This window comes from Streptomyces sp. NPDC002676, assembly GCF_053592455.1.
Window position 1 is genome coordinate 179259 of sequence record NZ_JBSFVT010000005.1, and the last position, 25257, is coordinate 204515.

Genomic DNA, 25257 nt, shown 5'->3' on the forward strand with positions numbered 1-25257 from the left:
GGAGGGGGTGCGGAGACAACGGCGGCTCGCACGCGGGGCGATCACCGTACCGGCGGCGACGATCTTCGGCCAGGGTTTCCCGCCCGACCGGGGCCTATGGCCTCATTCGGGGAGTTCGTACGACCCGTACTCGGGGCTGCCCGCGAGGTCGTACGTCTGGACGGAGACGCCGGAGCCGGTGACGCGTCCGCCGGTGTGCCGGAACCTGGTGGGCACGGCGCCCTCCGCGAACAGGCGGCGGCCCGTGCCGAGGACGACCGGGAAGGTCAGCAGGTGCAGGGTGTCGATCAGCTGGAGGTCGAGCAGCGAGCGGACCAGGGCGCCGCTGCCGTGGATCTGGAGTTCGCCGTCCGTGCGCTCCTTGAGGGCCGCGACCTCCTTGGCGAGTTCGCCGCTGATCACGGTTGTTCCGGCCCACTGCGGGGCGGTCAGCGTGGAGGAGACGACGTACTTGGGGAGTGCGTTGAGCTTGGCCGCGACCGGGTCGGCCGGGTCGGTCATCTTCGGCCAGTAGGAGGCGAAGATGTCGTAGGTACGGCGGCCGAGCAGGAAGCCGCCCACGCGGCCGAAGACCTCGGTGACGAACCGGCCGAAGTCCTCGTCGCCGTACGGGTAGCTCCAGCCGCCGTGGGTGAAGCCGCCGCTGGGGTCCTCCTGGGGGCCGCCGGGCGCTTGGTAGACGCCGTCGAGGGTGACGAACATGGTGGAGACGAGCTTGCCCATGACGGGTGCCTTCTTCCGGGTGCGGGGTCTGCTGTCATCACCTCAGACCCCGCCGTCACCCTCAACTCATCGGTTCAGCCGGCGTGCGTCGAGAACAGTCCGCCGGTCGGGCCCTGCTTGTCGCCGCCCTGGGCCTTCTTCAGGGCGTTGGCGAGGCTCTCGATGGTGAGCGACTGCAGGATCACCCGGCCGTTGCCCTCCAGGGTGGCCAGGGACAGGCCCTCGCCGCCGAAGACGGCGTTCATGATCCCCTGGCGGTTCAGGCCGCCGACGCGCTGGACGCCGTACTGGATGCCCTCCTCGAAGGCGACGACGCAGCCGGTGTCCACCTCGATGCGCCCGCCGAAGTCCGCCGGGTTGAGGTCGATGAAGTTGCCCGCCCCGGCGATGATCACCGTGCCGTGCCCGGTGAACTTCTCCAGGATGAAGCCCTCGCCGCCGCTCATGCCCGTACGCCCGCCCTGGAAGGCGATGCCGAACTCGACGGTGGACTCGGCGGCCACGAAGGCGTCCTTCTCGGCGAACCACGCGCGTCTGCCGTCCAGTTCCAGGGCGCGCATCTCGCCCGGGAGCACGCCCGCGAAGCCGACCGTGCCCTCGCCGCCCTGGGCGGTGAAGTACTGGAACGCCAGCGACTCGCCGGCCAGCATGCGCTGGCCGACCTGCATGGCGGTGCCCATGGCCTGGCGCAGCATGCCTCCCATGCCGCCGCCACCGCCCCCGCCGCTCTGCTGCTGACCACCGTTGCCGGACGGGCCGGACAGCCGCGTCTCCATGGTCACGTTCGTCGTCTTGAACAGGAACTTCCCCGCCTCGCAGTACACGGTCTGGCCGGGGTGCAGGTTGACGACCGCCATCTGCATGGCGGTGCCGACGATCTCTTGCTGAAGGGTCACGCGACGACAACGCGCGAGGGCGAGCGAAGAGTTCCGGCGCGCCGACATCCGTGTCCGTACGCCGCCAGCGAACGGTCCTTCCGGCCGCTGGGATGGAGCCATGACGACGACATACGCAACGCCCGACGGAACGCACGGACCTCTTGACGGCAAGGTGGCCCTGGTCACCGGAGGCAGCCGGGGCATCGGCGCGGCGACGGCGCTGCGCCTCGCGCGGGCGGGCGCGGACGTGGCCGTGACCTATGTGAACGGCAAGGACGGGGCCGAGGAGGTCGTCCGGGCCGTACAGGCGCTGGGGCGCCGGGCGGTGGCCCTGCGCGCGGACTCCGCCGATGCCCAGGAGGCGGCGGGCGCGGTGGAGCGCGCCGTGGAGGCGCTGGGCGGACTGGACGTGCTGGTGAACAACGCGGGCGTGGGCGTCTTCGCACCGCTGGACGGCCTCGCTCTCGCGGACGTCGACCGGGTGCTGGCGGTCAACGTCCGCGGGGTGTTCCTGGCCTCCCAGGCGGCGGCCGTCCGCATGACCTCCGGGGCCCGGATCATCACCATCGGCACGTGCATGACGCAGCACGTTCCCGGGCCGGGCGGGATCCTGTACACGATGAGCAAGGCGGCCCTCGTGGGGCTGACCAAGGCGCTGGCCAGGGAACTGGGCGAGCGCGGCATCACGGCGAACATCGTCCATCCGGGCCCGACCGACACCGACATGAACCCGGCGGACGGACCGCAGGCCCCGGCCCAGGCGGCGATGACGGCCCTGGGCCGCTACGGCACGGCCGACGAGGTGGCCGCGACGGTGACCTACCTCGCCGGACCGGACGCCGCCTACGTCAGCGGCGCGGAGTTCGTGGTGGACGGAGGTTACGCGGCCTGAAGGAACACGTGGGGCGCGCCGGTGCTGTCCCGGCCGGTGCGCCCCGCGCGCGTGTGAGGGCGCGTCAGCCGCCCAGCTCCTGGTGGCGGGCCGACAGGGCGGCGCCGCCCTGCTCCGTCAGGGAGCCGAACAGGCGCAGGCGGGAGATGCCGCCGTCGGGGAAGATGTCCACCCGCGCGTGCGTGCCGACGGCCGGCTGCGGCAGCACGAAGCGGTGGTCGGTGTCGGGCTGAAGGCGGGTGCGCGGCAGGATCTCCACCCAGTCGCCGTCCTCGCCGTCCTTCACCGAGACCGAGGCCCAGCCCGCGCTGTTGCCCTTCAGGTACGCCGTGTCGATCTCGATCGCGCGGATCTCGCACTGGGCGGCCAGCCGGTAGCGGATCCAGTCGTTGCCCTGGTCGCGGCGGCGGCGCGTCTCCCAGCCGTCGTCCATCTTGCGGGAGCGGCCCGGCTGGATGGTGTTGGTGGCCGGGGAGTAGAAGAGGTTGGAGGCGTCCTCGACCTGGCCGCCGTTCTCCAGCGCCACCACGTCGAAGGTGCCGAGTACGTCCAGCCACTTCGGGTCCGGTACGACCTCGCCGTACACGCGCAGGCGGGCGATGCCGCCGTCGGGGTGCTGGTTGACGCGCAGGTGCGTGAAGCGCTCTTCGACCGAGACGGCGAAACCGTTCGCCGCGTGGCCGCCGACGGCGGTGCGCGGGACGAGGGTCGTCCACTTCACGTCGTCGCCGAGCAGTTCCTCCGGGGAGGGGGAGCCGGGCACCGACGTGGCCTCGACCGACACCGCCTGCGGGTAGTTGCCGCGGAAGTGGGCGGTGTCGACGACGATCCCGCGGATCACACCGGGCGCGCCGAGCCGTACCAGCGCCCAGTCGTGGTCCTCGGCCGTCGGCCAGGGGTGCTCGGCGCAGACACCGCGCCGGCGGCGGGTCTCCCAGCCGTCCATGATCTTGCCCTTGTGCCCGAAGTGCTCGGGGTCGAACTCGGCCCGCTCGGGCACCAGGAGGTTCTCGCGCTGGGCGAAGAACTCGTCGTTGGCGGCGATGACACCGGCGCCGAGCTGCCGGTCGGCGAGGTTGGCGTACTGGGTGAAGGGGAAGTCGGCGGTGCGGTAGTCCGCGTACGGGTCGCCGCCTCCGTAGGGGTTCGCGTCGCCGGTGAAGGTGGGTGTCGCCGTCACGGTGATCAGGGGTTCCTTTCGTGGTCGGCCGCTCGGGTGCGGGGGTCGTCAGGGGCGGGTGAGCAGGGTGCCCTTCGGCTCCGTGAACTCGCCGTCGGCGACGATGCGTTCGCCGCGCAGCCAGGTGGACTTCACGACGCCGTACAGGGTCCGGCCGGCGTACGCGGTGACCCGGTTGCGGTGCTGGAGTGCGGCCGGGTCGACGGTGAAGGTCTCGTCGGGGGCGAGGACGGCGAAGTCGGCGTCGCGGCCGGCCTCGATGGCGCCCTTCTGCCCGAGGCCCACCAGGGCGGCCGTCTGCGTCGACATCCAGCGGACGACGTCCTCCAGGCCGTGGCCGCGCCTGCGGGCCTCGGTCCACACGGCGGACAGGCTGAGCTGGAGGCCGGAGATGCCGCCCCAGGCGGTGGCGAAGTCGTCGGTCTTCAGGTCGGCCGTGGAGGGCGAGTGGTCGGTGACGACACAGTCGATGGTGCCGTCGGCAAGGGCCTCCCAGAGCAGGTCCTGGTTGGCGGCCTCGCGGATGGGCGGGCAGCACTTGAACTCGCTGGCACCGTCCGGGACTTCCTCGGCCGTGAGGGTGAGGTAGTGCGGGCAGGTCTCCACGGTGACGCGGACGCCCTCGGCGCGGGCGGCGCGGATCAGCGGCAGCGCGTCGCTGGAGGACAGGTGCAGGACGTGCACGCGCGCGTTCAGGCGCCGGGCCTGTGCGATCAGGGCCTCGACGGCCGTGTCCTCGGCGTCGCGCGGGCGGGAGGCGAGGAAGTCGGCGTACCGGGGGCCGCCGTGCTGCGGGGCGGCGGCCAGGTGGTGCGGGTCCTCGGCGTGCACGATGAGCAGCCCGTCGAAGCCGCTGATCTCCGCCAGGGACCGGGCGAGCCGGTCCTGGTCGAGGTGCGGGAACTCGTCCACGCCGGACGGCGACAGGAACGCCTTGAAGCCGAAGACACCGGCGTCGTGCAGCGGGCGCAGGTCCTTGACGTTGTCGGGCAGGGCGCCGCCCCAGAAGCCGACGTCGATGTGCGCCTTGTCGGCGGCGACACTCTGCTTCACCGTGAGGTTCTCGACCGTGGTGGTCGGCGGCAGGGAGTTGAGCGGCATGTCGATCAGGGTGGTGATGCCGCCGGCCGCCGCCGCGCGCGTGGCGGTCCAGAAGCCCTCCCACTCGGTGCGGCCGGGGTCGTTGACGTGCACGTGGGTGTCGACCAGGCCGGGCAGCAGGACGTGGTCGCCGAAGTCCTCCAGCCGGGCCGTGGCGGGGACCTCGGCGTCGTACGGCAGTACGGCCGTGATCTTCCCCGCGGAGACGGTGACCGTGGCGGCCCGCGTCCCTTCCGGAGTGATGACGCGCGTCGAGCGCAGCACCAGTTCAGCGTCGGACACCCGGACCCCTCTCTCTGCCGCCGTTTTACGCCCAGGAAAACGGGATTTACACCCACGTAACGGAATTCAACGTTCTGTTGAAGGAGTCTTCACTCCCACTCCGGTGCCGTCAAGAGGCCGCCGTCGAGCAGCGCGCCCCGAGTGCCCACTCTGGACGTTTCCACAAGACGGAATTAGAATTCCAGTAGGCAGAACGTAGCTACGCACAAGCAGGGAGTCAACCGACTCCCGGGTAGGCTGCTGCTCTTCCTGTCCGTCCCGAAAGGAACGCGCCGTGCCGACGTCCAGCGCCAGCACCAACGACTCCGCCAAGTCCTCCACCGGCGGCGTCCAGTCCCTGGAGCGCGCCTTCGATCTGCTGGAGCGGATGGCGGACGCGGGCGGCGAGGTCGGCCTGAGCGAGTTGTCCGCGACCAGCGGGCTGCCGCTGCCCACCATCCACCGCCTGATGCGCACGCTGGTCGCCTGCGGCTACGTACGACAGCAGCCGAACCGGCGGTACGCGCTCGGGCCGCGGCTGATCCGCCTCGGCGAGTCCGCCTCCCGGCTGCTCGGCACCTGGGCCCGCCCGTACCTCGCCCAGCTGGTGGAGGTGACCGGCGAGACGGCGAACATGGCGCTGCTGGACGGCGACGAGATCGTGTACGTGGCACAGGTGCCGTCCAAGCACTCGATGCGGATGTTCACGGAGGTCGGGCGCCGGGTGCTGCCGCACTCCACGGGTGTCGGCAAGGCGCTGCTGGCGCACGTGCCCGACGAGGAGGTACGGGCCCTGCTCTCCCGCACGGGCATGCCCGCGGCGACGGAGAAGACCATCACCACGCCGGAGGGGTTCCTGGCGGCACTGGAGGACGTGCGCAGGCTCGGGTACGCCGTCGACGACAACGAGCAGGAGATCGGGGTGCGGTGCCTCGCGGTGTCCGTCCCGGACTCGCCCACGGCCGCGGCCATCTCCATCTCCGGGCCCGCGGGACGGGTCACCGAGGCGGCCACGGACAAGATCGTGCCGGTGCTGCAGCAGGTCGCCGCGGAGCTGTCCCAGGCGCTGGCCAGTTCCGGGGCGTAAGCGTGTTGCCTTTGGGGCGTAAGCCTGTTCTTGCGTTCTCGTTCCTACGTCCTCGGTGACTCGCCGAACAGATCCACCGCCGCCCTCACCTCCCCCAGCCCCCGCCCGAGCGCGCTGACGGAGCCGATCGCGCCCGCGATCAGCAGCAGGGAGCCGCGCAGGCGGGGGATCTCCGGCGTGCCGCCGGCAGCCATGGCCGCCAGGGCGGCGAGTTCGGACTCGGCGATGGCCCGGTCCGGGAATTCCGCGGGCAGCACGGCGAGTTCACGGCGTAACCGGGACACGGCGGTCCGCAGTTCCGCCACTCTCGGGTCCTCGCCACTGCCGGTCACCGGACTCTGCTCCAAGCTCCGCAACACAGCCCTCCCCCAGGCACCTCCTCGTGCGCGGGTCAGTAAACGCCACGCCGTGCGGGAGCGCCACAGCGCGCGCCGAAATTCAGCCCGAGGCAACCGGCCCGCTCGGCCCGCGTCAGGTATGCAGGACGCATGACGGACGAACTGCACGAGGAGGTCGCCGGGCTGCTGCTCGCCGCCGGTGGCGGCAGACGGCTCGGAGGGCGGCCCAAGGCCCTGCTGGAGCACCGGGGGCGACTGCTGGTCGAGCATGCGGTGGGAGTGCTGAGGGCGGCCGGATGCCGGCGGATCCACGTCGTCCTCGGCGCACGGGCCGACGAGGTGCGCAGGCGCGCCGAGCTGTCCGGCTGCGTGCTCGTGGACAACCCCGACTGGGCCGAGGGCATGGGCACCTCCCTGCGCGCCGGGCTCGGCTCGCTCGCGGGGACGGGGGCGCGCGCGGCCCTGGTGAGCCTGGTCGACCAGCCGGGCATCGGGGCCGAGGCGGTGGCGCGGGTGCTCGGCGCGTACAAGGACGAGGGCTCGCTGGTCTCGGCCGCCTACGACGGCGTGCGCGGGCATCCGGTCCTCTTCGGCGCGGCCCACTGGCCGGGTATCGCGGCGACCGCGACCGGCGACCGCGGGGCGCGCGCCTATCTGCAGGAGCACGCGGCGTCGATCCGGCTCGTGGAGTGCGCGGACGTGGCCGAGCCGTACGACATCGACACCGAGGCCGACCTGAGCCACCTTGAGTCCTGAACCACCTTGAGTGAAGGGGGTGGCACCGAGCGCCACCTTGCCTCGACCCAGAGAATCTCGACATCAACAAACCATTGAAGTTCCACAATGAGGAAACTACTATCCACTTTCAGAAGCGCCTGCCCTCCCCCACTCTCGGCTTCGCTCGAGCGGGGGGACCCCCATCGTCGGCGCTGTTCGCCCCGTTCGTGCCAGTTGGCACTTAGTGCCACCGCTGAAGGAAGTGACAGCTCATGTCCGCACCAGCGCCGTCCCCGCTGGCCATCGTCGACGCCGAGCCCCTGCCCCGGCAGGAGGAGGTCCTCACCGACGCGGCGCTCGCCTTCGTGGCCGAGCTGCACCGGCGGTTCACACCGCGCCGCAACGACCTCCTCGCCCGCCGCGCCGAGCGCCGCGCCGAGATCGCCCGCACCTCCACGCTCGACTTCCTCCCGGAGACGGCCGCCGTCCGCGCGGACGACTCCTGGAAGGTCGCCCCGGCCCCGGCCGCGCTGAACGACCGGCGCGTCGAGATCACCGGCCCCACCGACCGCAAGATGACGATCAACGCGCTCAACTCGGGCGCGAAGGTCTGGCTCGCCGACTTCGAGGACGCCTCAGCGCCCACCTGGGAGAACGTGGTCCTCGGCCAGGTCAACCTGATCGACGCCTACACCCGGAACATCGACTTCACCGACCCCAGGTCCGGCAAGTCGTACGCCCTCAAGGCGAACGAGGACCTCGCCACCGTCGTCATGCGCCCGCGCGGCTGGCACCTGGACGAGCGGCACCTCGTCGACGCCGACGGCCATGCCGTTCCGGGCGCCTTCGTCGACTTCGGCCTGTACTTCTTCCACAACGCCCAGCGCCTGCTGGACCTCGGCAAGGGCCCGTACTTCTACCTGCCGAAGACCGAGTCGCACCTCGAAGCGCGGCTGTGGAACGACGTGTTCGTCTTCGCACAGGACTACGTCGGCATCCCGCAGGGCACCATCCGTGCCACCGTCCTCATCGAGACGATCACCGCCGCGTACGAGATGGAGGAGATCCTCTACGAACTCCGCGACCACGCCTCGGGGTTGAACGCGGGACGCTGGGACTACCTGTTCTCCATCGTGAAGAACTTCCGTGACGGCGGCCCGAAGTTCGTCCTGCCGGACCGCAACGCCGTGACGATGACCGCCCCGTTCATGCGGGCCTACACCGAACTCCTCGTGCGCACCTGCCACAAGCGCGGCGCGCACGCGATCGGCGGCATGGCGGCGTTCATCCCCTCCCGCAAGGACGCCGAGGTCAACAAGGTCGCCTTCGAGAAGGTCCGCGCCGACAAGGACCGCGAGGCGAACGACGGTTTCGACGGCTCCTGGGTCGCCCACCCCGACCTGGTGCCGATCGCCATGGAGTCCTTCGACCGGGTCCTCGGCGACAGGCCGAACCAGAAGGACCGGCTGCGCGAGGACGTCCACGTGGCGGCGGCCGACCTCATCGCGATCGACTCCCTCGCCGCGAAGCCGACGTACACCGGACTTGTCAACGCCGTCCAGGTCGGCATCCGTTACATCGAGGCCTGGCTGCGCGGGCTCGGCGCGGTCGCCATCTTCAACCTGATGGAGGACGCGGCGACCGCCGAGATCTCCCGCTCGCAGATCTGGCAGTGGATCAACGCGGGCGTCGAGTTCGAGAACGGCGAAAAGGCCACCCCGGAGCTGGCCCGCAAGGTCGCCGCCGAGGAACTGGACGCCATCCGCAAGGAGATCGGCGAGGAGGCCTTCGCGGCCGGGCACTGGCAGGAGGCACACGACCTGCTGCTCCAGGTGTCCCTGGACGAAGACTACGCCGACTTCCTCACCCTGCCGGCGTACCGGCAGCTCAAGGGCTGACGCTCACGCAATCGCGGCCCCGGGGACTCCCCCGGGGCCGTTACGCGCTCAGCCCAGGTGCGCGGACCAGTCCTGTTCCGCCGCGGGCTTGCCGTGCAGGTCGGGGACGCGCTTGAGCCAGTCCGGGCGGCCCGCCTGCGTCTTCGCCGCGCGGGCGGCCTCCTCGGCCGCGAGCTGCTGCCGGCTCGGGAAGTCGGTGGGCAGCCACTCGGCGGAGAGCCGTACACGCGCGAGGAGGTAGTCGACGTAGGCCGCGCGGACGTCGTCGGGGGTTGCGAACCCGGCGTCCTCGGCGAGCCAGGGGTCCGGGACCTCGGCGACGATCCCGCGCAGCAGTTCCTCGGTCACCCGGGGGGCCAGTTCGGCGTCGGCGGCGCGGACGTCGGGGCCGTAGTGGCCGAGGGCGTGGTGCCGGAAGTCGTACTTCTTGCCCGGGGTCCTGGTGTCCCAGCGGTGGTGGAAGACCAGGGCGGCGCCGTGGTCGATGAGCCACAGGCGCGGCGGGACGGTGCCGAGCGTCGGCCAGACCATCAGGTTGGAACTGTGCACCGTACGGTCCACGTTGACGGTCAGCGCGTCCAGCCAGACGATCCGGCCGGCCTCCAGCGGGTCCACGGGGAAGGTCTTCGCCAGCTCCGGGGTGAAGTCCCGCGCGCCCGGCAGATAGTCCATGCCGAGGTTGACGCCCGCGCTGGCGCCGTGCAGGTCGCGCACCTCCTGGTGCGGCTCCTCGGCGGCGATCGCCGGGTCGAAGTGGACGAGGACCAGTTCCGGGAAGCGCAGGCCGAGCGCACGCGCCAGCTCGCCGACGATCACCTCGGCGACCAGCGCCTTGTGGCCCTGCGCGGAGCCGGTGAACTTCACGACGTACGTGCCCAGGTCGTCGGCCTCGACGACGCCGGGGACGGAGCCGCCCGAGCGCAGGGGTTCGACGTAGCGGGTTGCGGTGACTTCAGTCAGCATTTGTGAGCATAGTAACCGGGGGTGACGGACCGGGCGGGGTGGTCAGTAGTGGCTGTTCATGGCGGCCCGCACCTCGCTGAGCGTGGCATCAGCCACGGCCCTGGCCCGCTCGTTCCCTTCGCGCAGCACCTCGCGGACGTGGGCGCGGTCCTGCGCGTACTCGGCCCGGCGGGCCCTGATCGGGGCCAGGTACTCGTTGACCGCCTCGGTCGCGGTCGTCTTCAGCGCGGCGGCTCCCGCGGAGCCGATGTCGGCGGCCACCTCCTCGGGGGTCCGGTTCTGGCACAGGGCCGCCAGCAGCAGGAGCGAGGACACCTCGGGGCGCGTGGCCGGGTCATAGGTGATGTGGCGCTCGGAGTCGGTCCTGGCCCCCTTGAGCAGGCGGGCGGTCTCGTCGGCGTCGGCGGCCAGGGTGATGGCGTTACGGCGGCTCTTGCTCATCTTGGTGCCGTCCGTGCCGAGCAGCAGGGGTGCGCTCGACAGCAGGGCGTCGGGCTCGGGGAACACGGCGGTCCCGTTGCCGTAGCGGTCGTTGAAGCGGCGGGCGACGGTGCGGGTGAGTTCGAGGTGCGGGAGCTGGTCCTGGCCGACCGGGACCAGGTTGCCCTTGCAGAAGAGGATGTCGGCGGCCTGGTGGACGGGGTAGGTGAACATCAGGCCGCTCACGGCGGACTGGCGCGAGTGGGCGATCTCGTCCTTGACCGTGGGGTTGCGGTTCAGCTCGGCGACGGAGACGAGGCTGAGGAAGGGCAGCATCAGCTGGTTGAGGGCGGGGACGGCGCTGTGCGTGAAGATCGTGCTGCGGGCCGGGTCCACGCCGACGGCGAGGTAGTCCAGCACCAGCTCCTCGACGTGGCCGGTCAGGTCGTCCGCCACATCGCGGTCGGTCAGGACCTGGTAGTCCGCGATGATCACGAACATCTCCACGCCGAGGTCCTGAAGACGGACCCGGTTGTGCAGCGTGCCGAAGTAGTGGCCGAGGTGCAGGCGGCCGGTGGGGCGGTCGCCGGTCAGCACGCGGAACTGTGCCGGGTCCTTGACGATCAGCTCTTCCAACTGGGCGGTGGTGTTCACGACGTCTCCTGGTGGGTCGGGTCGGTCTCGCCGTGCGGAGGACACGAGCCCTGGTCCAGGGAACGCAAAAAGGGCCGTCCATCCGAACGGCCCGGGCGCGCATGAGGTCATGCGGGAGAGGTGGCCGCTCCTAAGCGGAGCGCCACCAGCTCAGACATGACGAAAGATGCATGGGCGAAGCATAGCGTCCACCGGCACGCCGTCGGCCTGGATTCCACTGTCCGGTGGCGGCGCCCGGCTGCCAGGATGGTCCCGCAGGGGAGGACGAACACCGGGGGGCGCGGAATGCGTGGTGGCAGGGTCGCGGTCGTGGGCGGGAGCATCGCCGGATGCGCGGCGGCGCTCGCGCTGGCGCGGGGCGGGGCCGAGGGGATCACGGTGTACGAGCGTGCGTCGCACCGCCTGGCCGACCGCGGGGTCGGGCTCGCCGTGCACGACGCCCGCTACGCGGAACTGGAGGCGGCCGGCCGGCTCGACGCCTCGATGCCGTGGGTGGGACTCGTCCGCCGCCGCTGGTACGTCCGGGACGGCAGGGCGGCGCACGGCCCGCTCGGCCCGCTCGGCCCGCTCGGCCCGCTCGGGCGCGAGATCGGCGTGATGCCCTTCCCGTTCCGCACCTACAACTGGGGCCCGCTCTGGGACGCGCTGCGCGGCCGGGTGCCCGAGGCGGCGGACTTCCGGACCGGCTCGGCGGTGGAGGCGGTCGAGGTGACAGCCCGGGGCGCCGAGGTGCACGCGGACGGGCGCAGCGAGCAGTACGACGTGGTGATCGGCGCGGACGGCTACCGCTCTACGGTGCGCGCGGCCGTGTACGCCGACGTCCGCCCCCGGTACGCCGGATACCTGGCCTGGCGCGGCGCCTATCCGTCGGAGCGGCTGCGCGACCCGGAGCTGTGGGCCGAGGACGAGTGCGTGTACGTCGTCTTCGAGGGCGGCCATCTCATCGTGTACCGCATCCCGGACCCGGCCACCGGCGGCCACCGGGTCAACTGGGTGCTGTACACGGCCCCGCCGTCGGGTCTCGACCAGGGCCTGGAGACACCCACGAGCCTGCCCCCGGGCACGGCGGGCGACGGACTGCGCGCCCATCTGGCGTACGTCGCGGCCGAGTTGCTGCCGCCCTACTGGGGCGACCTGGTGCGGGCGACGACGCACGAGGAGCTGTTCCTCCAGCCGATGTACGACTTCTCGGCGCCGCGTTACACGGTGGGCCGTGCGCTCCTCATGGGCGACGCGGCCACGGTCGCCCGCCCGCACACCGGCGCCGGCGCCGTCAAGGCGCTCCAGGACGCCACGGTCCTGGAGTCGGCCATGACGTCGGCGGCCACCTGGTCCGACGCCCTGGCCGCGTACGACACCGACCGCACGCCCTCCGGCCGGGTCCTGGTCGACCTGGGGCGGCGGCTCGGCCGGGCCCTGGTCCAGGAGACCCCCAACTGGCGGACGCTCGACCAGACGGGCCTGGAGACCTGGTGGAAGCAGGCGGACGGGACGGGGGCGTTCGGCGGGCGGGAGCTGCGGCGCGGGGATCGCGGGGATTAGGTCCTGTCGTCAAATTCCCGTCGTCCGCCCGGAGGGCGGGCCGCGCGGCGTCTGGTGCGCCCGATCGCAAGGCGCCGGAGCGGCCTCGATGGGGGTCCCCCCGCGCGAGCGTGTTCGAGCGTGGGGGAGGAGTCACGTGGGCGCTCCGGCAACGCGGCGAGCGGGCGTGCCAGGCGTCGCGGGGCAGGCGGGAATTTGCCGACAGGGCCTAGGTCCCGCTTCCTGCCAGCGGGTTCGGCAGGGGCAGATAGCGGGCGTCCGCGCCGTCCGCGCCGGTCCAGCGCAGCAGCAGGTTGGTCTTGCCGGGCAGGGTCGGCGAGGCGAGCAGCGCGGGGACCTCGGGCAGGTCGTGCCGGGCGAGTTCGCGGCGGGCGGCGGGCCAGGGGTCGAGGCCGGGGTGGTGTTCGGCGAGGGCGGCGGCGATCTCGGTGAGGTGGTTGACGACCAGGCAGTACACCAGTCGCTCCCAGCCCGCCGCGCGGGACACGTCCGGCAGCAGCTTGGCGCCCTCGGCGTCCCGGAAGAGCGCCTGCACGGGCGTGCCGGCCGCGTCCACGGCGACGAGTGTGTTCTGCAGGTGCGCCTCCAGGACGACGCCGTGCTCGGCGAAGGCCGTGAGGGTGGGCGGCACGACCTGGCGCAGGTACGCCTCCCACCAGGCCTCCGGGTCCGCCGCGGCGGCCAGCGGGCTGCCGTCGAAGCCCTCGGCGAGCCCGGCGGCGAGCAGCGGGGTGGCGCCGGGCAGCAAGTGGTCGCGCAGGCCGTCACGGACGAGGACGGCCAGCTCCTCGAAGGCGAAGGCCGCGGTGCGGTAGCCGTGGTCGCTCAGCCAGGCCGCGGGCCGGCCCATCGCGGCGAAGGCCTGCGTGGCCGCCGTATCGGTGCGGCGCAGTTTCAGCAGGTCGTGGCGCCACAGTCGGCGTATGTCGTTGGTGATGCGGACATCCAGGCTGAACTTCAGGAACAGGTCGCGCCCGGGCTCGTACACGGTGCGGACGGCCGCCGTCGGCCAGGCGGCGAAAGGCGTGGTGCCGAGCCGGACCAGCCGGCCGTCGGCGAAGGCGGGGGCGAGCTCACGGGCGACGAGGCCGAGCTGCCAGGGGTGGGCGGGCAGCAGCCGGTAGCCGGGCGGAGCGGTGCCGAGGGCGTCGAGGGCGCTCGTGTCGCCCTCCTCGGCCACCTGGTCCTCGCGGACGCCGAGCAGCACCAGCGGGAAGCGGGCGTGGGCCTCGGGGGCGTACGGCAGCCAGGACGCGGCCGGGCCGCCGCCGCGCGCCTTCGGGGCCGGGTGACAGGGGTGGCCGGTGATCAGCGACTGCTCGGAGCGCAGGTACGGGTCCTCGGGCGGGGTCGCCGTCGAGCGCGCGCAGAGCAGGGCCGCCACCGCCTCCCGGCTGTCGACCATCTCCGCCGGCAGGTCGCCGCCGGACAGCCCGGTGTGCCGGCGCAGCTCCTCGGTGACGAGTTTCACCAGCTCGGGGTGGCCGAGCCGGTGCCAGGCCCCGGCCGTGCGCACCTCGGGGTCGGCGGGCCGCCGGCCGTCCCGTACGCGCAGCAGCCGCCCGCCGCCCGGGAGCCGGTAGACGCGCCGGTCCCCCGAGTCCGGCAACGGCTCGGCGAGCTCCCGCAGCAGACAGTTGAGCAGGGGGGCAGCCGCGTACGCGTCGGCACGCAGGCCGACGGTGTCGGCAGGGGGCTTGAGGTCCACGCGTTCCATTCGTTCTTTCGTCCGGGACCGGCCGCGGCCGTCCCCTGCTCGCTGGGCCGGGGAGCCGGTCGTGACCAGCATCTCTGTCGTACGTGACAATCCTGCCTTGAGCTGTGCGTACCCAAGGAGCCGACCGTGTCCCGTCCCCCCACCGCCGAGACGAGGATCGCCGAGGAGCTGGCCGTCGTCCGGCCCGCCCTGCTGTCCCGGTACGCGGCGGAGCTGCCCGGCGCCCGGGCGGCCGTGCTGAGCCGCCTGTGGCGGGCGCTCGCGCACGAGCCGCTGCCGTGGATCACGGGCAGGGTGCGGGGGGCGTACGGCCTGGCCCTGCGGCTGGCCGACGGCCGCACGCTGCACGGTCCGCACGCGGACCCGTACGCGACGAGCGCCTACGTGAGCGCCGTGCGTCTCGGCCAGGAGCACTACGACGATCCGGCGCGGCTGATGACCGGCCTCGCGGTGCCGCACGCGGCGGACTTCGCTGCCGAACTGGCCCAAAGCGTGGCCTCGTTGGCGCTGTCGCGGGCCGGCGCGGATCACCCGAAGGAGTGGCCCGGGCAGGACTGGGAGTGGGAGCAGCGGGTGGTGGACGGCCACCCCTTCCACCCCAACTGCCGTTCCCGGCCCGGCTTCTCGGTGGCCGACCAGCTGGCGTACGGCCCCGAACACGGCCCGGCGGTGGAGCTGAGGACCGTAGCGGTGTCGGCCGCCGAGTGCCTCCTGGCCGGGGAGTGGCCCGAGGAACTGCGGGACGGGGAACGCCTGTTGCTGCCGGTGCACCCGTGGCAGGCGGCGCATGTGCTGAAGCGGTCGTCCGGCCCCTGGCGCACCGCGCACCCGCTCATGTCCCTGCGCACCCTGGCCCTGCCCGACGGTCCGCACGTCAAGACGGCTCTGAGTGCGCGGCTGACCTCCTCGGTGCGGGACATCTCCTCGTACTCGATCGAGACGGCGGCGACCCTGTCGTCCTTCGCGACAGACCTGGCCACCCGCACCGACGGCCTGCTGCACATCACCCGCACCCTGGGCGCGGCCACCGCCCACTCCCCCGATCTGGCGGCCGTACTGCGCGAGTCCCCCGAGGCGTACGCGGGTCCGGGCGAGCGGGTGGTGCCGGTGGCCGCGCTGGCTACGACGCGGCTGCCCGACTCCCCCGCCTGGCTGGCCGCCTTCACCCGCCTCGCCCTCACGGTCGGTCTAGGGCTGCTGGACCTCGGGGTGGCCCTGGAGGCCCACGGCCAGAACCTCCTGGTGATCCTCTCGGCCGACCACACCCCCGTCCGCCTCGTCTACCGCGACCTCGCCGACCTCCGCATCAGCCCGGCCCGCCTCACCCGCCACGGCATCGCCCCACCCGCCCTGACCGGCCGCCTGATCACGGACGACGAAACGACCCTGCGCCGCAAGCTGTTCGGCTCCCTGGTGGCGGGGGCGCTGGCCGGTACGGCGGGTTCTGGCGCGGCCCTGGGGGCGGCGCTGGCGGCGGCCGTAGCGGAGTTGCCGGACACGGCGGACCTGCGGGCGCTGCGCGAAGGACCCATCCCCGCAAAGGCGTTGACGCTGATGCGTCTGTCGCCGGGGCTCCGGGGAGACATCTGGACCGGCCTGCCCAACCCGTTCACCCCACTGAACTGATTTCGCGTCATATCCTTGCAGGAAACAAGCGTTGGCCTCCCAATCCTCGAGAGCAGCAGATGACTGACGCCGACAGCAGTGACGGACTGATGACGCCGATCCGCCCCGAACAGCTGGAGCCGGGGGCGGTGATCGCGCAGTCGCTGGACAACCAGTGGGTTCCGGCACAGCTCACGAAGGACATGATCGAACGGGGCCGCTCCCTGGAGCAGGTCGCCGAGCAGCGCGTCCAGGAGGTGCGGGCCGAGTACTTCCGCAGTCTCATCAACGCGAGCCAGGTCGTGATCAATCGCGCCTTCTTCTACAACAACGACGCGATCAACTGCGATCTCGTGGAGGCCGGGAAGGCGCGCACGGCGCACCAGAGGCTCCTGGCCTCGGGGGCGATCGTCCCCTTCCTGCTCAACGAGCGGCATCCTGCCGAAGAGCCGCCCGCCTATCTCCACCAGCGGCATGCAGGTTTCACGGCGTGGCAGGAGACGCTGGCGGGCCTGCCGGCCGCCGACCGGGTGCGCTGCGTGCGCATGTCCTGGGACGGCGCGCCGGGCGACCAGGAGAACCGTGAGCGCACCCGGATGCGGTTGTTCCAGCCGTTCGCCGAGAAGGTCCAGGGGCTCACGGCCAAGGACATCGACATCCTGGCCGCCCAGGTCGGAGTGGCCCAGGAGGACGCCGACCGGTTCGGGCGGCGGCTGGGCGAGGTGGTCGGTTTCAGCAACGACCTGAGCGTGCGCAGACAGCCGGTCGTGCGCAACAGCCTGTACGAGGAGTTCGTGTCCGAGCCGGGGACGAACGTCGCCGAGGGCCGTTACGACCGCGACAAGCCCTTCGCCGCGGAGATAAAGCAGCTTCTGGATCTGATCTACAACGTCAACCTGGCCGACGCGCTCGGGCGTTACCCGCTCACCCCGGTCGGCAGCCTGCGGCGCGTGGTGCTCCAGGAGGCCCGCGAGGCCAGGGCCACCACGGGCTTCGTCGAGGACCCGGAGCAGTTGCTGACCTTCCTGCGGCGGCAGGCCTTCGCGACCGTGCAGGACCATCTGACACCGTCGGCGGTGAACGCCCTGACGCTCGAGGACATCTGGCGGCTGCGGCAGAGCCACGCCTGGAACGCGTACATCCGGGCGTTCGGCGAACTGACCGCCGCCCCGGAGGCGTTCGGCGAATCGGTCGGGCGGGTCTTCGACCGCTATGTGCAGCTCAACTCCGAGATCCTCGCGCTGGCCCGGGAGCGCAGGCACGCCCGGCCGAACGTGTGGCGTCCGGTCGTGGAGGTCGTCGTCACGGTGGGCGCGGCCGTCTTCACGGCCGTCAGCGGCAACGGCCTGTGGGAGGTGGCGGGCTCGGTCCTGCCGCTCACCGTGAGCGGCTCGCTGACCGGTTCGGTGCAGCTGGTGCTGCGCAACCTGACCGCCGGGCAGCGGGAACAGCGGTTCGCCCGCGAGATAGCCACCGTGCGGCTGGCCGGTGAACGAGAATGGTCGCAGTTCCACGACCTGGTGCGCCGCCTGCCCAACTACCGGGACACGACCGGCCCCGCCCCGACGGGCACGGCCGCGGCGACCACCCAGGACAACGAAGTCCTGCCTGAATACTGAAGCCCGGACCGCTGAAGCCCCGGACACTGGAGCACGGAGTACGCCCTTGCCCTTCCTGCCGAGCGCCCCATGAACCGGTACGACGCCCTGCGCCGGGACGTTCCCGAGTGGTTCCGCGACGACGGTCCGGGGGAGATCGAGATCCTGACGGATCCGGCCCTGGTCCGCGCCGCCAGACGCCGGGTGACCGCCGCGCAACCGCCGGGCCGCCGTGGCCCGTTCGGCGCCCTGTGGGCACGGTTGCGGGCGGCGGTACGGCCCGTTCCGGCCGGTGTGGTGTCGGCCAACCGCTACCTGTGGTACCTGCGTGATCCGGTGCGCTTCCCCGACGGCCGGCTGGGCTTGTACGACCGCGTCCTGCCGCCCCCGGACTCCTCTCCCGGGGTGGTGGTCCTGCCGCTGCTCGGCCCCGAGGGGAAGGTCGTACTGATCGAGCACTACCGGCACGCCACCCGCAGCCGGCACTGGGAGGCGGTGCGCGGCTTCGGTGATCCGGGGGCCACGGCGAAGGAGAACGTGGCGCGGGAACTGAAGGAGGAGATCAGCGCGAGCCCGGCCGAGGTGATCGCCCTCGGTGAAGTCCACCCCGACACCGGCCTGCTGGGCCACAAGGTCCAGCTCTACGCCGCCCGCGTGGACGGCGTCGGCGAGCTGGAGGCGGGCGAGGCGATCACGCGGGCGGTCACCGTGGCGCCCACCGAGGCGGAGAAGATGGTGGCCGACGGGCGCATCACCGACGGCTTCACGATCGCCGTGCTGTACCGGGCCCGGCTGGCAGGCCTGTTCTGACGGTACGGCGCCTGGCACGGTGGCGGTGCCTGTCGTTCCGGTTGCGGTCGCCTGCCGTTTTGGCACCCGGCGCATGTGGTCAATAGGATCCGCCGATGATCAGAAGACAACGGCTGGCGGCGGGCGTGTGTGCGCTGCTCGCCGCCCTGACGGCCGGGATCGCGGTCCCCGCCCCGGCCCTGGCCGACGAGACGGGGCAGCCCGCTCCCAAGGTCGAACTCGTGCTGGACGTCAGCGGCTCCATGCGTACGCGGGACATCGACGGCGGCTCCCGGATGGCCGCGGCGAAGCAGGCGTTCAACGAGGTGCTCGACGCGACCCCCGAGGAGGTTCAGCTCGGCATCCGGACCCTGGGCGCCAACTACCGTGGCAACGACCGCCGGACGGGCTGCAAGGACACCGCACAGCTCTACCCGGTCGGCCCGCTGAACCGGACCGACGCGAAGACGGCGGTCGCCACGCTGGCGCCGACCGGCTGGACGCCGATCGGGCCGGCGCTGGAGAAGGCCGCGCAGGACCTCGACGTCAGCGGCAGAGACGGCGGCACCCGCCGTATCGTCCTGATCAGCGACGGCGAGGACACCTGCCAGCCGCTGGACCCCTGCGAGGTGGCCCGTGAGATAGCCGCCAAGGGCATCGGGCTGACCATCGACACGCTCGGCCTGGTGCCGGACGCCAAGACCCGCGCCCAGCTCAGCTGCATCGCCGACGCGACCGGCGGCACCTACACCGACGTGCGGCACAAGGAAGAACTGAGCGACCGGGTCGGCCAGTTGGTGGACCGGGCCGCCGATCCGGTGGTGACGCCGGTGGCCACCGAGGGCACGGGCCAGTGCGCCGACGCGCCCGCGCTGAAGTCCGGGCTGTACACCGACCGCGAGGACTTCGGGCAGCAGCGCTGGTACAAGGTGGACGTCAACCCCGGCCAGGAGCTGCGCGCCTCGGTCAGCGTGGCGGACGACCGGGCCGTGAACCCGAACTACGGCGTGCTGCTGCGCGCGGTGACCATGCACGGCCGCGAGGTCGTGCGCGGCGAGGCCGCGGGCACCGGCCGCACCGACGTCATCTCCACGGGCCTGCGCTACCCGCGCCCCGACAACGACGACGACAACGCCACCGCCGAGACGGTGTGCCTCCAGGTCACCAACTCCTTCACGCCGGCCGCCGGTGTGAAGACGTCCCCGGGTCTGCCGCTGGAGCTGACCGTCGACGTGGTGGACGGCCCGGACAAGGCGAGCGACGTGGCCGCCTTCGGTCTCGGACGCGGCTGGTGGCTGCTCGGCGCGCTGGTGCTGGCCGGCTTCCTGGCCGGTCTGCTGTGGGGCTGGGTGTCGCGCTGGCGGGTTGCCGTCTGGAGGACGAACTGATGCGTATCACACGTGTGTTGGGCGCCACGCTGCTGGCGCTCGGACTGGCCGCCGGACCGGCCGCCGCCGACTCCTCGCCCTCCCCCAGCGCCTCGTCCGACGACCAGGCGCCCACCCAGGCGGGCACCTCGTTCCGTACGGCGACGGAGATCGAGCAGGGCCGGCAGGCCTCCGCGTCCGCCTCGACCGGTGACTACCTGTACTGGTCGTTCCCGGCGGACTCCGGCCAGCGGCCCACCGTCAAGGCGATGGTGAAGCTCCCCACGACGCACGGGGCCGAGACCTGGCAGATCGACGTGTACGACGGGCTGCGGCGCCGCCAGTCCTGCCAGTACGGCGCGGCGACGCGCACCGCCGCGCAGGGAGCGACCTCGGTCGAGCTGGCCTGTGTGCTGCGCACGGTGCGCGCCTGGTCGGAGCCGTGGGCCAACGACCCGCTGCCGGGCACGTACTACCTCCGGCTGACGGTGGCGAACCTCGGACCCACCGACCTCGGCCAGCCGGTGAGCGCGCACGTCCGCGTCGACTCCAAGGACATCGGGGGCGCCGCTGCGGTGGACGGCTCGCTGGCCAAGCCGCTCGTTCCCGGAATCGCCGTCAAGTCCGAGGAGAACAAGGACGGTTCCAAGGCGGCCGTGCTGTCCAGCTTCGGCTCGGACGACGGCTGGTCCTCCGGTTGGTGGACCGACCGCTGGGTGTGGACCGCGGTCGGCGGCATGCTCGCCGCGCTCGCCGGCATCGGCGGCTACGCGCTGACGCGGGGCTCGGGGCGGCCGTCCCAGGTGCCGCCCGGCGTCTGAGGCGACGTGAGCGAAGGCCCGCCTTTCGGCGGGCCTTCCGTTTTTCCCGACCGCCCGCCACTACTCGGTCGACCGAAAAGGCGGAGTCCGGACTGCGGCCCGTTTTCACGACTCCCGCAGGCCTTTGGCCAGCGCGCCGTCCCCGGTCACCGTCACCCGCCCGGCCCGGACGGCGTCGGTCAGTCCCAACTCGCCCCGCGCCACGGCCTCGCACGTCGCCGCGTCCATCACCAGCCGTGCGTCCGCCTCGCCGGGCGCGGGCCCGTCGCCGTACACCGGCCCCTCCTGGGCGCCGACCCGCAGATGGAACTCGCCCTCCTCCAGCTGGACTTCGACCAGCCCTTCGCCCTCCAGGGCTCGCAACAACGGCAGGGCGAACCAGTGGGCGCGCACCGCGTCGGTCGGCCGCCGCTCCGCCAGCTCCGCCGCGCCCCACGTTCCCAGCGCTTGCAGCACGGGCAGCAACTCACGCCCTCGTTCGGTGAGTTCGTAGACGTACGCGGCGCCCGGCGGAGGCAGACGGCGCCTCGTGGTGAGCCCGTCGCGCTCCATGTCCTTCAGCCGGGAGGCGAGTACGTCCGTGCTGACGCCGGGCAGGTCCGCGTGCAGGTCCGTGTAGCGGCGGGGGCCGGCCAGCAGCTCCCGGACGATCAGCAGGGTCCAGCGGTCGCCGACGAGGTCGAGGGCGCGGGCTGCGGAGCAGTACTGGTCGTAGCTTCGGCGTGGTGACATGCGACGCAGTCTAGACGGGTTGTTGGACTTTCCAAGCTCCTACTTGGTAAAACCAAGCAACACGAGTTCCCGGAGGGACGCATGGAGTTCCGGCAGTCGAACAAGCTCAGCGAGGTCTGTTACGAGATCCGCGGCCCGGTGATCGAACACGCCAACGCGCTGGAGGAGGCAGGCCACAGCGTGCTGCGCCTGAACACCGGCAATCCCGCGCTGTTCGGCTTCGAGGCACCGGAGGAGATCCTCCAGGACATGATCCGGATGCTGCCGCAGGCTCACGGCTACACGGACTCGCGCGGCGTGCTGTCCGCCCGCCGGGCGGTCGCCCAGCGCTACCAGAACCTCGGCCTGGACGTCGGCGTGGACGACGTGTTCCTCGGCAACGGCGTCTCGGAGCTGGTCTCCATGGCCGTACAGGCGCTGGTCGAGGACGGTGACGAAATCCTCATCCCCGCACCGGACTTCCCTCTCTGGACGGCGGTCACGACCCTGGCGGGCGGCAAGGCGGTCCACTACCTCTGCGACGAACAGGCCGACTGGACCCCGGACCTGGCCGACATGGCGGCGAAGATCACCGACCGCACCAAGGCCGTGGTCATCATCAACCCCAACAACCCCACGGGCGCGGTGTATCCGAAGGAGGTCGTCGAGGGCATCCTCGACCTGGCCCGCCGGCACGGCCTGATGGTGTTCGCCGACGAGATCTACGACCAGATCCTGTACGACGACGCCGTGCACCACTCGGCCGCGTCCCTCGCCCCCGACCTGGTGGTGCTCACCTTCTGCGGCCTGTCGAAGACGTACCGGGTCGCGGGCTTCCGCTCCGGCTGGCTGGTGGTGACCGGCCCCCGGCAGCACGCCAGGAACTACCTGGAGGGCCTGACCATGCTGGCCTCCATGCGGCTGTGCGCCAACGCGCCCGCGCAGTACGCCATCCAGGCCGCGCTCGGCGGACGCCAGTCCATCCGCGAACTCGCCGCTCCCGGCGGGCGGTTGTACGAGCAGCGGAACGTTGCCTGGGAGAAGCTGAACGAGATCCCGGGTGTGTCGTGCGTGAAGCCCAAGGGCGCGCTGTACGCGTTCCCGCGCCTGGACCCCAAGGTCCACAAGATCCACGACGACGAGAGGTTCGTCCTCGACCTGCTGCTCCGCGAGAAGATCCAGGTGGTCCAGGGCACCGGGTTCAACTGGCCCGCCCCCGACCACTTCCGCATCCTCACCCTTCCCCACGCCGACGACCTGGAGGCGGCGATCGGCCGGATCGGGCGGTTCCTCAGCGGGTACCGGCAGTAATCACGTAGTCGGTCGCCGGCCGGCCGTTGCCCCAGGCCGGCCGGCGGGTCAGGGCGAGCGTGCGAACTTGCCGATCACCCCTTAGGCGATGGAGAACACAATCCGGGGCGCCCGGCTGTCACAGCTCGCAGGGGTGAATTGCCCCGATCGCAGGGGTGAATTGTCTTATAGGGACGAGAGCGGAGGACGACAAGCAAAGAGAACCAACGACAAGGAGTGCACGATGGAAGCTCGGCTGAACGTCTCCGCCAGCCCGGTCGCGGCCAGGTTCGCGAAGCACCTCGTCGCGGCGGACAGGGTGCTCGCGGACTCGACGCTGCCGAAGGCGACCCGGGAACTGGTGAAGCTCCGCGCCAGTCAGATCAACGGCTGCGGTTTCTGCACCGACATGCACACCAAGGACGCCGCCCTCGCCGGGGAGACCTCGGTGCGCCTCAACCTGGTGGCCGCCTGGCGGGAGGCCACGGTGTTCACCGAGGCCGAGCGCGCCGCCCTGGAGCTGACGGAGCAGGGCACCCGCGTGGCCGACGCGGCCGGCGGGGTCACGGACGAGGCCTGGGCGAACGCCGCCAAGCACTTCGACGAGGAGCAGCTCACCGCCCTGGTGTGCCTCATCTCCCTCATCAACGCTTTCAACCGCGGGAACATCATCATCAGGCAGCCCGCCGGCGACTACCAGCCCGGGCAGCACGGATGACAGCACTTCGGCACTGACACCGGCGGTGGCTGCCCGTCCGGACCAGTTCGCCCTGCGCGCCGAGGCCGCCCCGTGACACCGTGCTGACAGACGAGCGGAAGGGCCGGCACGTGGGTGACCTCTTTCTCGTCCGGCACGGCGAGACCGAGTGGTCGCGGTCCGGACGGCACACCGGCTGGACCGACGTGCCCCTCACCGAGCACGGCCGGGAGGAAGCCCGCCGGCTGGTGCCGCTGATCCGCTCGCACCGGATCGGCGCCGCCTTCGTCAGCCCCCTGCAACGAGCCCGGGAGACCGCCCGGCTCATCGGCGTCGACGACGCCCGGGTCGATGCCGACCTGCGCGAATGGGACTACGGCGGGTACGAGGGCGTGACCACCGTGGAGATCCAGCGGAGCCGGCCCGGCTGGTTCCTGTTCACCGACGGGGTCGCGCCGGGTCCGCCCGAGCATCCCGGGGAGACCCCGCAGCAGGTCGGGGAGCGCGCCGACCGGATGCTGGCCAAGGCGGACGCCGCCCTCGCCGACACCGAGGGGATCGTCGTCCTGATCGCCCACGGGCACTTCCTGCGCGTCCTCACCGCCCGCGCCCTGGGCCTGCCCCCGCAGCACGGCGCCCTGTTCCAGCTCGCGACCGGGGCGCTGAGCCGCATCGGAACGGAGCACGGGCGGCCGGTCCTGGCGGGATGGAACATCCGGCCGGACTGACCGGCCCGCTTGCCGGCAGGCGCACCCGGCCCGTTGTCAGACCCCGGTCGTACGCTGCATCCGAGCCGCCCGTCCGGCGGTTTCAGGGCATCCGACGACACGGGGAGGGAGCACGCCGTGACCCGACCGCCGACCGTCGCACAGCGGCGCGTGATCGACGCCGCCGATCCGGTCACCGGGCGGCTGCGCGGGACCGAGGCGCAGCTCGCGGCCCTGGTGAAGCGGGGGCTGGCGTTCCGGCACCCCCGGCCGCCGCACGACCACTTCCTCACCCCGGCGGGGCACCGGATACGCGAGTCGCCGCCCGAGGCCGGGGCGGCGGACAGGAGCGGGGCGCCGGAGCGGGTCACCCCCGCGACGGGGGTGTTCGCGGCGCGCGTCGGCGGGGAGGAGGAGGCCCCGGCCTCGGGTCCGGCGCGGCTGCGCGAGGTGCACAGCGCCTGGCAGGGGCTGCTGGAGCTGCGCCGGATGACCCGTCCCGACGGCGCTACGGACCGGCCCTGCGGCTGGGAGCGCGCGCATCTGGTGCAGGCCGCCGCCCTCGCTCTGGAGGCGGCCGGGCACCGCCCCGAGGGTCCGGAGGGCCCCGGCTACCGGGTGCGGGCGACCGCGCAGCCGGAGGCGGTGGCCGTGTACGCGCCGGACGCGGCGAGCCTCACCGCCTGCGCGGCCACGCTGGAGCGGGCGGGCTGGCAGGCCGGCGAGTACACCGAGCCGCGCACCCGGAAGCGCTATCTGCTGGCCTCGCCGCGCCGCGTCTGAACGGCATGCCAAGATCGGTGTTTCGAAGAGTCGAACGTGAGTGAACGTGAGCAAGCGCGAGAAGGGGGAAGCAGTGGCCGAACCGTATTCCGTCCGTGTGACCGTGCGTGGCTACGAGACCGACACACAGGGCCACCTCAACCAGGCGGTGTACCTCAACTACGCCGAGCACGCCCGCTGGTCGCTGCTCCGGGAAGCGGGCATCAGCCAGACCCGGCTCACCGGCCAGGGCGTGGGGCCGGTGGCGCTGGAGACGACGATCAGCTTCCGGCGCGAGCTGCTCGCCGGTGAAGAGATCGACGTGACCTGCGAGTTCGAGTGGAGCGGCGGCAAGACCTTCCGCATCCGCCAGCAGGTCGTCAAGACCGACGGCACGCTGGCGGCCGAGATCACCGCGGTCGGCGGCCTGCTGGACCTCAAGGCGAGAAAGCTGGTCGCCGACCCCGCGGCGGTCTTCAAGGAACTGACCACGGATCCCGGCCTGTTCGGCCTGTAAGCCGCCCACTCGCTCGGTAAGC

24 protein-coding genes are annotated in these 25257 nt (G+C 72.1%); 15 read left to right on the top strand and 9 right to left on the bottom strand.

Features of this window, described 5'->3' with window-relative positions; genetic code table 11:
- Positions 1-102 precede the first annotated feature (102 nt).
- Together ACWD3E_RS16800 and ACWD3E_RS16805 are read right to left on the bottom strand one after the other, a co-directional pair.
- Positions 103-723, bottom strand: a complete 621-nt coding sequence (locus tag ACWD3E_RS16800; protein ID WP_451388293.1) for a dihydrofolate reductase family protein — start codon at positions 721-723, stop codon at positions 103-105.
- Between the two features lie 74 nt (positions 724-797).
- Positions 798-1619 (bottom strand): AIM24 family protein, encoded by an 822-nt coding sequence (locus ACWD3E_RS16805; protein ID WP_451348864.1) that lies wholly within the window; start codon positions 1617-1619, stop codon positions 798-800.
- A 100-nt stretch (positions 1620-1719) separates the two neighbouring features.
- Here ACWD3E_RS16805 and ACWD3E_RS16810 point away from each other — a divergent pair, with 100 nt between their 5' ends.
- Entirely contained in the window at positions 1720-2493 is a 774-nt protein-coding gene (locus tag ACWD3E_RS16810; RefSeq protein ID WP_451388294.1) for an SDR family oxidoreductase, read from the top strand.
- A 64-nt stretch (positions 2494-2557) separates the two neighbouring features.
- On the opposite strand, the gene alc is transcribed toward ACWD3E_RS16810, so the two are convergent.
- Both alc and allB read right to left on the bottom strand, forming a co-directional pair.
- The gene (alc, locus tag ACWD3E_RS16815; protein ID WP_451388295.1) at positions 2558-3673 is read right to left on the bottom strand and encodes an allantoicase; all 1116 of its coding nucleotides are present in this window, start codon (positions 3671-3673) and stop codon (positions 2558-2560) included.
- A 48-nt stretch (positions 3674-3721) separates the two neighbouring features.
- A complete protein-coding gene (gene allB / locus ACWD3E_RS16820; RefSeq protein ID WP_451388296.1) occupies positions 3722-5056 on the bottom strand; it encodes an allantoinase AllB in 1335 nt (444 codons plus the stop codon).
- 274 nt (positions 5057-5330) lie between these two features.
- On the opposite strand from allB, the gene ACWD3E_RS16825 reads away from it, so the two are divergent.
- The gene (locus ACWD3E_RS16825) at positions 5331-6122 is read left to right on the top strand and encodes an IclR family transcriptional regulator (RefSeq protein ID WP_451388297.1); all 792 of its coding nucleotides are present in this window, start codon (positions 5331-5333) and stop codon (positions 6120-6122) included.
- A gap of 44 nt (positions 6123-6166) precedes the next feature.
- On the opposite strand, the gene ACWD3E_RS16830 is transcribed toward ACWD3E_RS16825, so the two are convergent.
- On the bottom strand, positions 6167-6481 hold the full coding sequence (locus ACWD3E_RS16830) for a DUF5955 family protein (RefSeq protein ID WP_451388298.1): 315 nt from the start codon (positions 6479-6481) through the stop codon (positions 6167-6169).
- Positions 6482-6610: 129 nt separating this feature from the next.
- On the opposite strand from ACWD3E_RS16830, the gene ACWD3E_RS16835 reads away from it, so the two are divergent.
- Both ACWD3E_RS16835 and aceB read left to right on the top strand, forming a co-directional pair.
- The gene (locus tag ACWD3E_RS16835) at positions 6611-7216 is read left to right on the top strand and encodes a nucleotidyltransferase family protein (protein WP_451388299.1); all 606 of its coding nucleotides are present in this window, start codon (positions 6611-6613) and stop codon (positions 7214-7216) included.
- A gap of 233 nt (positions 7217-7449) precedes the next feature.
- Positions 7450-9075, top strand: coding sequence for a malate synthase A (gene aceB / locus ACWD3E_RS16840; protein WP_451388300.1), 1626 nt, complete (start codon positions 7450-7452; stop codon positions 9073-9075).
- A gap of 48 nt (positions 9076-9123) precedes the next feature.
- Here the strand turns inward: aceB and ACWD3E_RS16845 are convergent, their stop codons facing one another.
- The gene (locus tag ACWD3E_RS16845) at positions 9124-10038 is read right to left on the bottom strand and encodes a HipA family kinase (protein ID WP_451388301.1); all 915 of its coding nucleotides are present in this window, start codon (positions 10036-10038) and stop codon (positions 9124-9126) included.
- 42 nt (positions 10039-10080) lie between these two features.
- Positions 10081-11112: a tryptophan--tRNA ligase gene (gene trpS, locus ACWD3E_RS16850; protein WP_451388302.1), complete on the bottom strand. Its 1032-nt coding sequence runs from the start codon at positions 11110-11112 to the stop codon at positions 10081-10083.
- Positions 11113-11397: 285 nt separating this feature from the next.
- On the opposite strand from trpS, the gene ACWD3E_RS16855 reads away from it, so the two are divergent.
- Positions 11398-12654 (top strand): FAD-dependent monooxygenase, encoded by a 1257-nt coding sequence (locus ACWD3E_RS16855; protein ID WP_451388303.1) that lies wholly within the window; start codon positions 11398-11400, stop codon positions 12652-12654.
- Between the two features lie 208 nt (positions 12655-12862).
- On the opposite strand, the gene ACWD3E_RS16860 is transcribed toward ACWD3E_RS16855, so the two are convergent.
- Positions 12863-14371, bottom strand: a complete 1509-nt coding sequence (locus tag ACWD3E_RS16860; protein ID WP_451388304.1) for an IucA/IucC family protein — start codon at positions 14369-14371, stop codon at positions 12863-12865.
- Positions 14372-14497: 126 nt separating this feature from the next.
- Here ACWD3E_RS16860 and ACWD3E_RS16865 point away from each other — a divergent pair, with 126 nt between their 5' ends.
- From ACWD3E_RS16865 to ACWD3E_RS16885, 5 genes are all read left to right on the top strand, one after another.
- Positions 14498-15997 (top strand): IucA/IucC family protein, encoded by a 1500-nt coding sequence (locus tag ACWD3E_RS16865; protein ID WP_451388305.1) that lies wholly within the window; start codon positions 14498-14500, stop codon positions 15995-15997.
- 59 nt (positions 15998-16056) lie between these two features.
- A complete protein-coding gene (locus tag ACWD3E_RS16870) occupies positions 16057-17595 on the top strand; it encodes a hypothetical protein (RefSeq protein ID WP_451388306.1) in 1539 nt (512 codons plus the stop codon).
- A gap of 69 nt (positions 17596-17664) precedes the next feature.
- Positions 17665-18384 (top strand): NUDIX hydrolase, encoded by a 720-nt coding sequence (locus tag ACWD3E_RS16875; RefSeq protein ID WP_451388307.1) that lies wholly within the window; start codon positions 17665-17667, stop codon positions 18382-18384.
- A 95-nt stretch (positions 18385-18479) separates the two neighbouring features.
- Positions 18480-19751, top strand: a complete 1272-nt coding sequence (locus tag ACWD3E_RS16880) for a VWA domain-containing protein (protein WP_451388308.1) — start codon at positions 18480-18482, stop codon at positions 19749-19751.
- Positions 19751-20551 (top strand): hypothetical protein, encoded by an 801-nt coding sequence (locus tag ACWD3E_RS16885; protein ID WP_451388309.1) that lies wholly within the window; start codon positions 19751-19753, stop codon positions 20549-20551. The genes ACWD3E_RS16880 and ACWD3E_RS16885 overlap by 1 nt, the downstream gene beginning before the upstream one ends.
- Before the next feature lie 105 nt (positions 20552-20656).
- On the opposite strand, the gene ACWD3E_RS16890 is transcribed toward ACWD3E_RS16885, so the two are convergent.
- On the bottom strand, positions 20657-21283 hold the full coding sequence (locus ACWD3E_RS16890) for a winged helix-turn-helix transcriptional regulator (RefSeq protein ID WP_451388310.1): 627 nt from the start codon (positions 21281-21283) through the stop codon (positions 20657-20659).
- Between the two features lie 81 nt (positions 21284-21364).
- On the opposite strand from ACWD3E_RS16890, the gene ACWD3E_RS16895 reads away from it, so the two are divergent.
- From ACWD3E_RS16895 to ACWD3E_RS16915, 5 genes are all read left to right on the top strand, one after another.
- On the top strand, positions 21365-22573 hold the full coding sequence (locus ACWD3E_RS16895) for a pyridoxal phosphate-dependent aminotransferase (protein WP_451388311.1): 1209 nt from the start codon (positions 21365-21367) through the stop codon (positions 22571-22573).
- A gap of 223 nt (positions 22574-22796) precedes the next feature.
- Positions 22797-23270, top strand: a complete 474-nt coding sequence (locus ACWD3E_RS16900) for a carboxymuconolactone decarboxylase family protein (protein WP_451388312.1) — start codon at positions 22797-22799, stop codon at positions 23268-23270.
- A gap of 110 nt (positions 23271-23380) precedes the next feature.
- On the top strand, positions 23381-23977 hold the full coding sequence (locus ACWD3E_RS16905) for a histidine phosphatase family protein (RefSeq protein WP_451388313.1): 597 nt from the start codon (positions 23381-23383) through the stop codon (positions 23975-23977).
- A 117-nt stretch (positions 23978-24094) separates the two neighbouring features.
- Entirely contained in the window at positions 24095-24739 is a 645-nt protein-coding gene (locus ACWD3E_RS16910; protein ID WP_451388314.1) for a hypothetical protein, read from the top strand.
- 73 nt (positions 24740-24812) lie between these two features.
- Positions 24813-25235, top strand: a complete 423-nt coding sequence (locus ACWD3E_RS16915) for an acyl-CoA thioesterase (protein WP_451388315.1) — start codon at positions 24813-24815, stop codon at positions 25233-25235.
- Positions 25236-25257: the final 22 nt, after the last annotated feature.

Coding starts and splice junctions, on each gene's coding strand:
- ACWD3E_RS16900 (WP_451388312.1), top strand. CDS start 22,797: ATGGAAGCTCGGCTGAACGTCTCCGCCAGCCCGGTCGCGGCCAGGTTC.
- ACWD3E_RS16890 (WP_451388310.1), bottom strand. CDS start 21,283: ATGTCACCACGCCGAAGCTACGACCAGTACTGCTCCGCAGCCCGCGCC.
- ACWD3E_RS16895 (WP_451388311.1), top strand. CDS start 21,365: ATGGAGTTCCGGCAGTCGAACAAGCTCAGCGAGGTCTGTTACGAGATC.
- ACWD3E_RS16800 (WP_451388293.1), bottom strand. CDS start 723: ATGGGCAAGCTCGTCTCCACCATGTTCGTCACCCTCGACGGCGTCTAC.
- ACWD3E_RS16875 (WP_451388307.1), top strand. CDS start 17,665: ATGAACCGGTACGACGCCCTGCGCCGGGACGTTCCCGAGTGGTTCCGC.
- ACWD3E_RS16855 (WP_451388303.1), top strand. CDS start 11,398: ATGCGTGGTGGCAGGGTCGCGGTCGTGGGCGGGAGCATCGCCGGATGC.
- ACWD3E_RS16835 (WP_451388299.1), top strand. CDS start 6,611: ATGACGGACGAACTGCACGAGGAGGTCGCCGGGCTGCTGCTCGCCGCC.
- ACWD3E_RS16870 (WP_451388306.1), top strand. CDS start 16,057: ATGACTGACGCCGACAGCAGTGACGGACTGATGACGCCGATCCGCCCC.
- aceB (WP_451388300.1), top strand. CDS start 7,450: ATGTCCGCACCAGCGCCGTCCCCGCTGGCCATCGTCGACGCCGAGCCC.
- ACWD3E_RS16880 (WP_451388308.1), top strand. CDS start 18,480: ATGATCAGAAGACAACGGCTGGCGGCGGGCGTGTGTGCGCTGCTCGCC.
- ACWD3E_RS16810 (WP_451388294.1), top strand. CDS start 1,720: ATGACGACGACATACGCAACGCCCGACGGAACGCACGGACCTCTTGAC.
- ACWD3E_RS16845 (WP_451388301.1), bottom strand. CDS start 10,038: ATGCTGACTGAAGTCACCGCAACCCGCTACGTCGAACCCCTGCGCTCG.
- ACWD3E_RS16885 (WP_451388309.1), top strand. CDS start 19,751: ATGCGTATCACACGTGTGTTGGGCGCCACGCTGCTGGCGCTCGGACTG.
- ACWD3E_RS16860 (WP_451388304.1), bottom strand. CDS start 14,371: ATGGAACGCGTGGACCTCAAGCCCCCTGCCGACACCGTCGGCCTGCGT.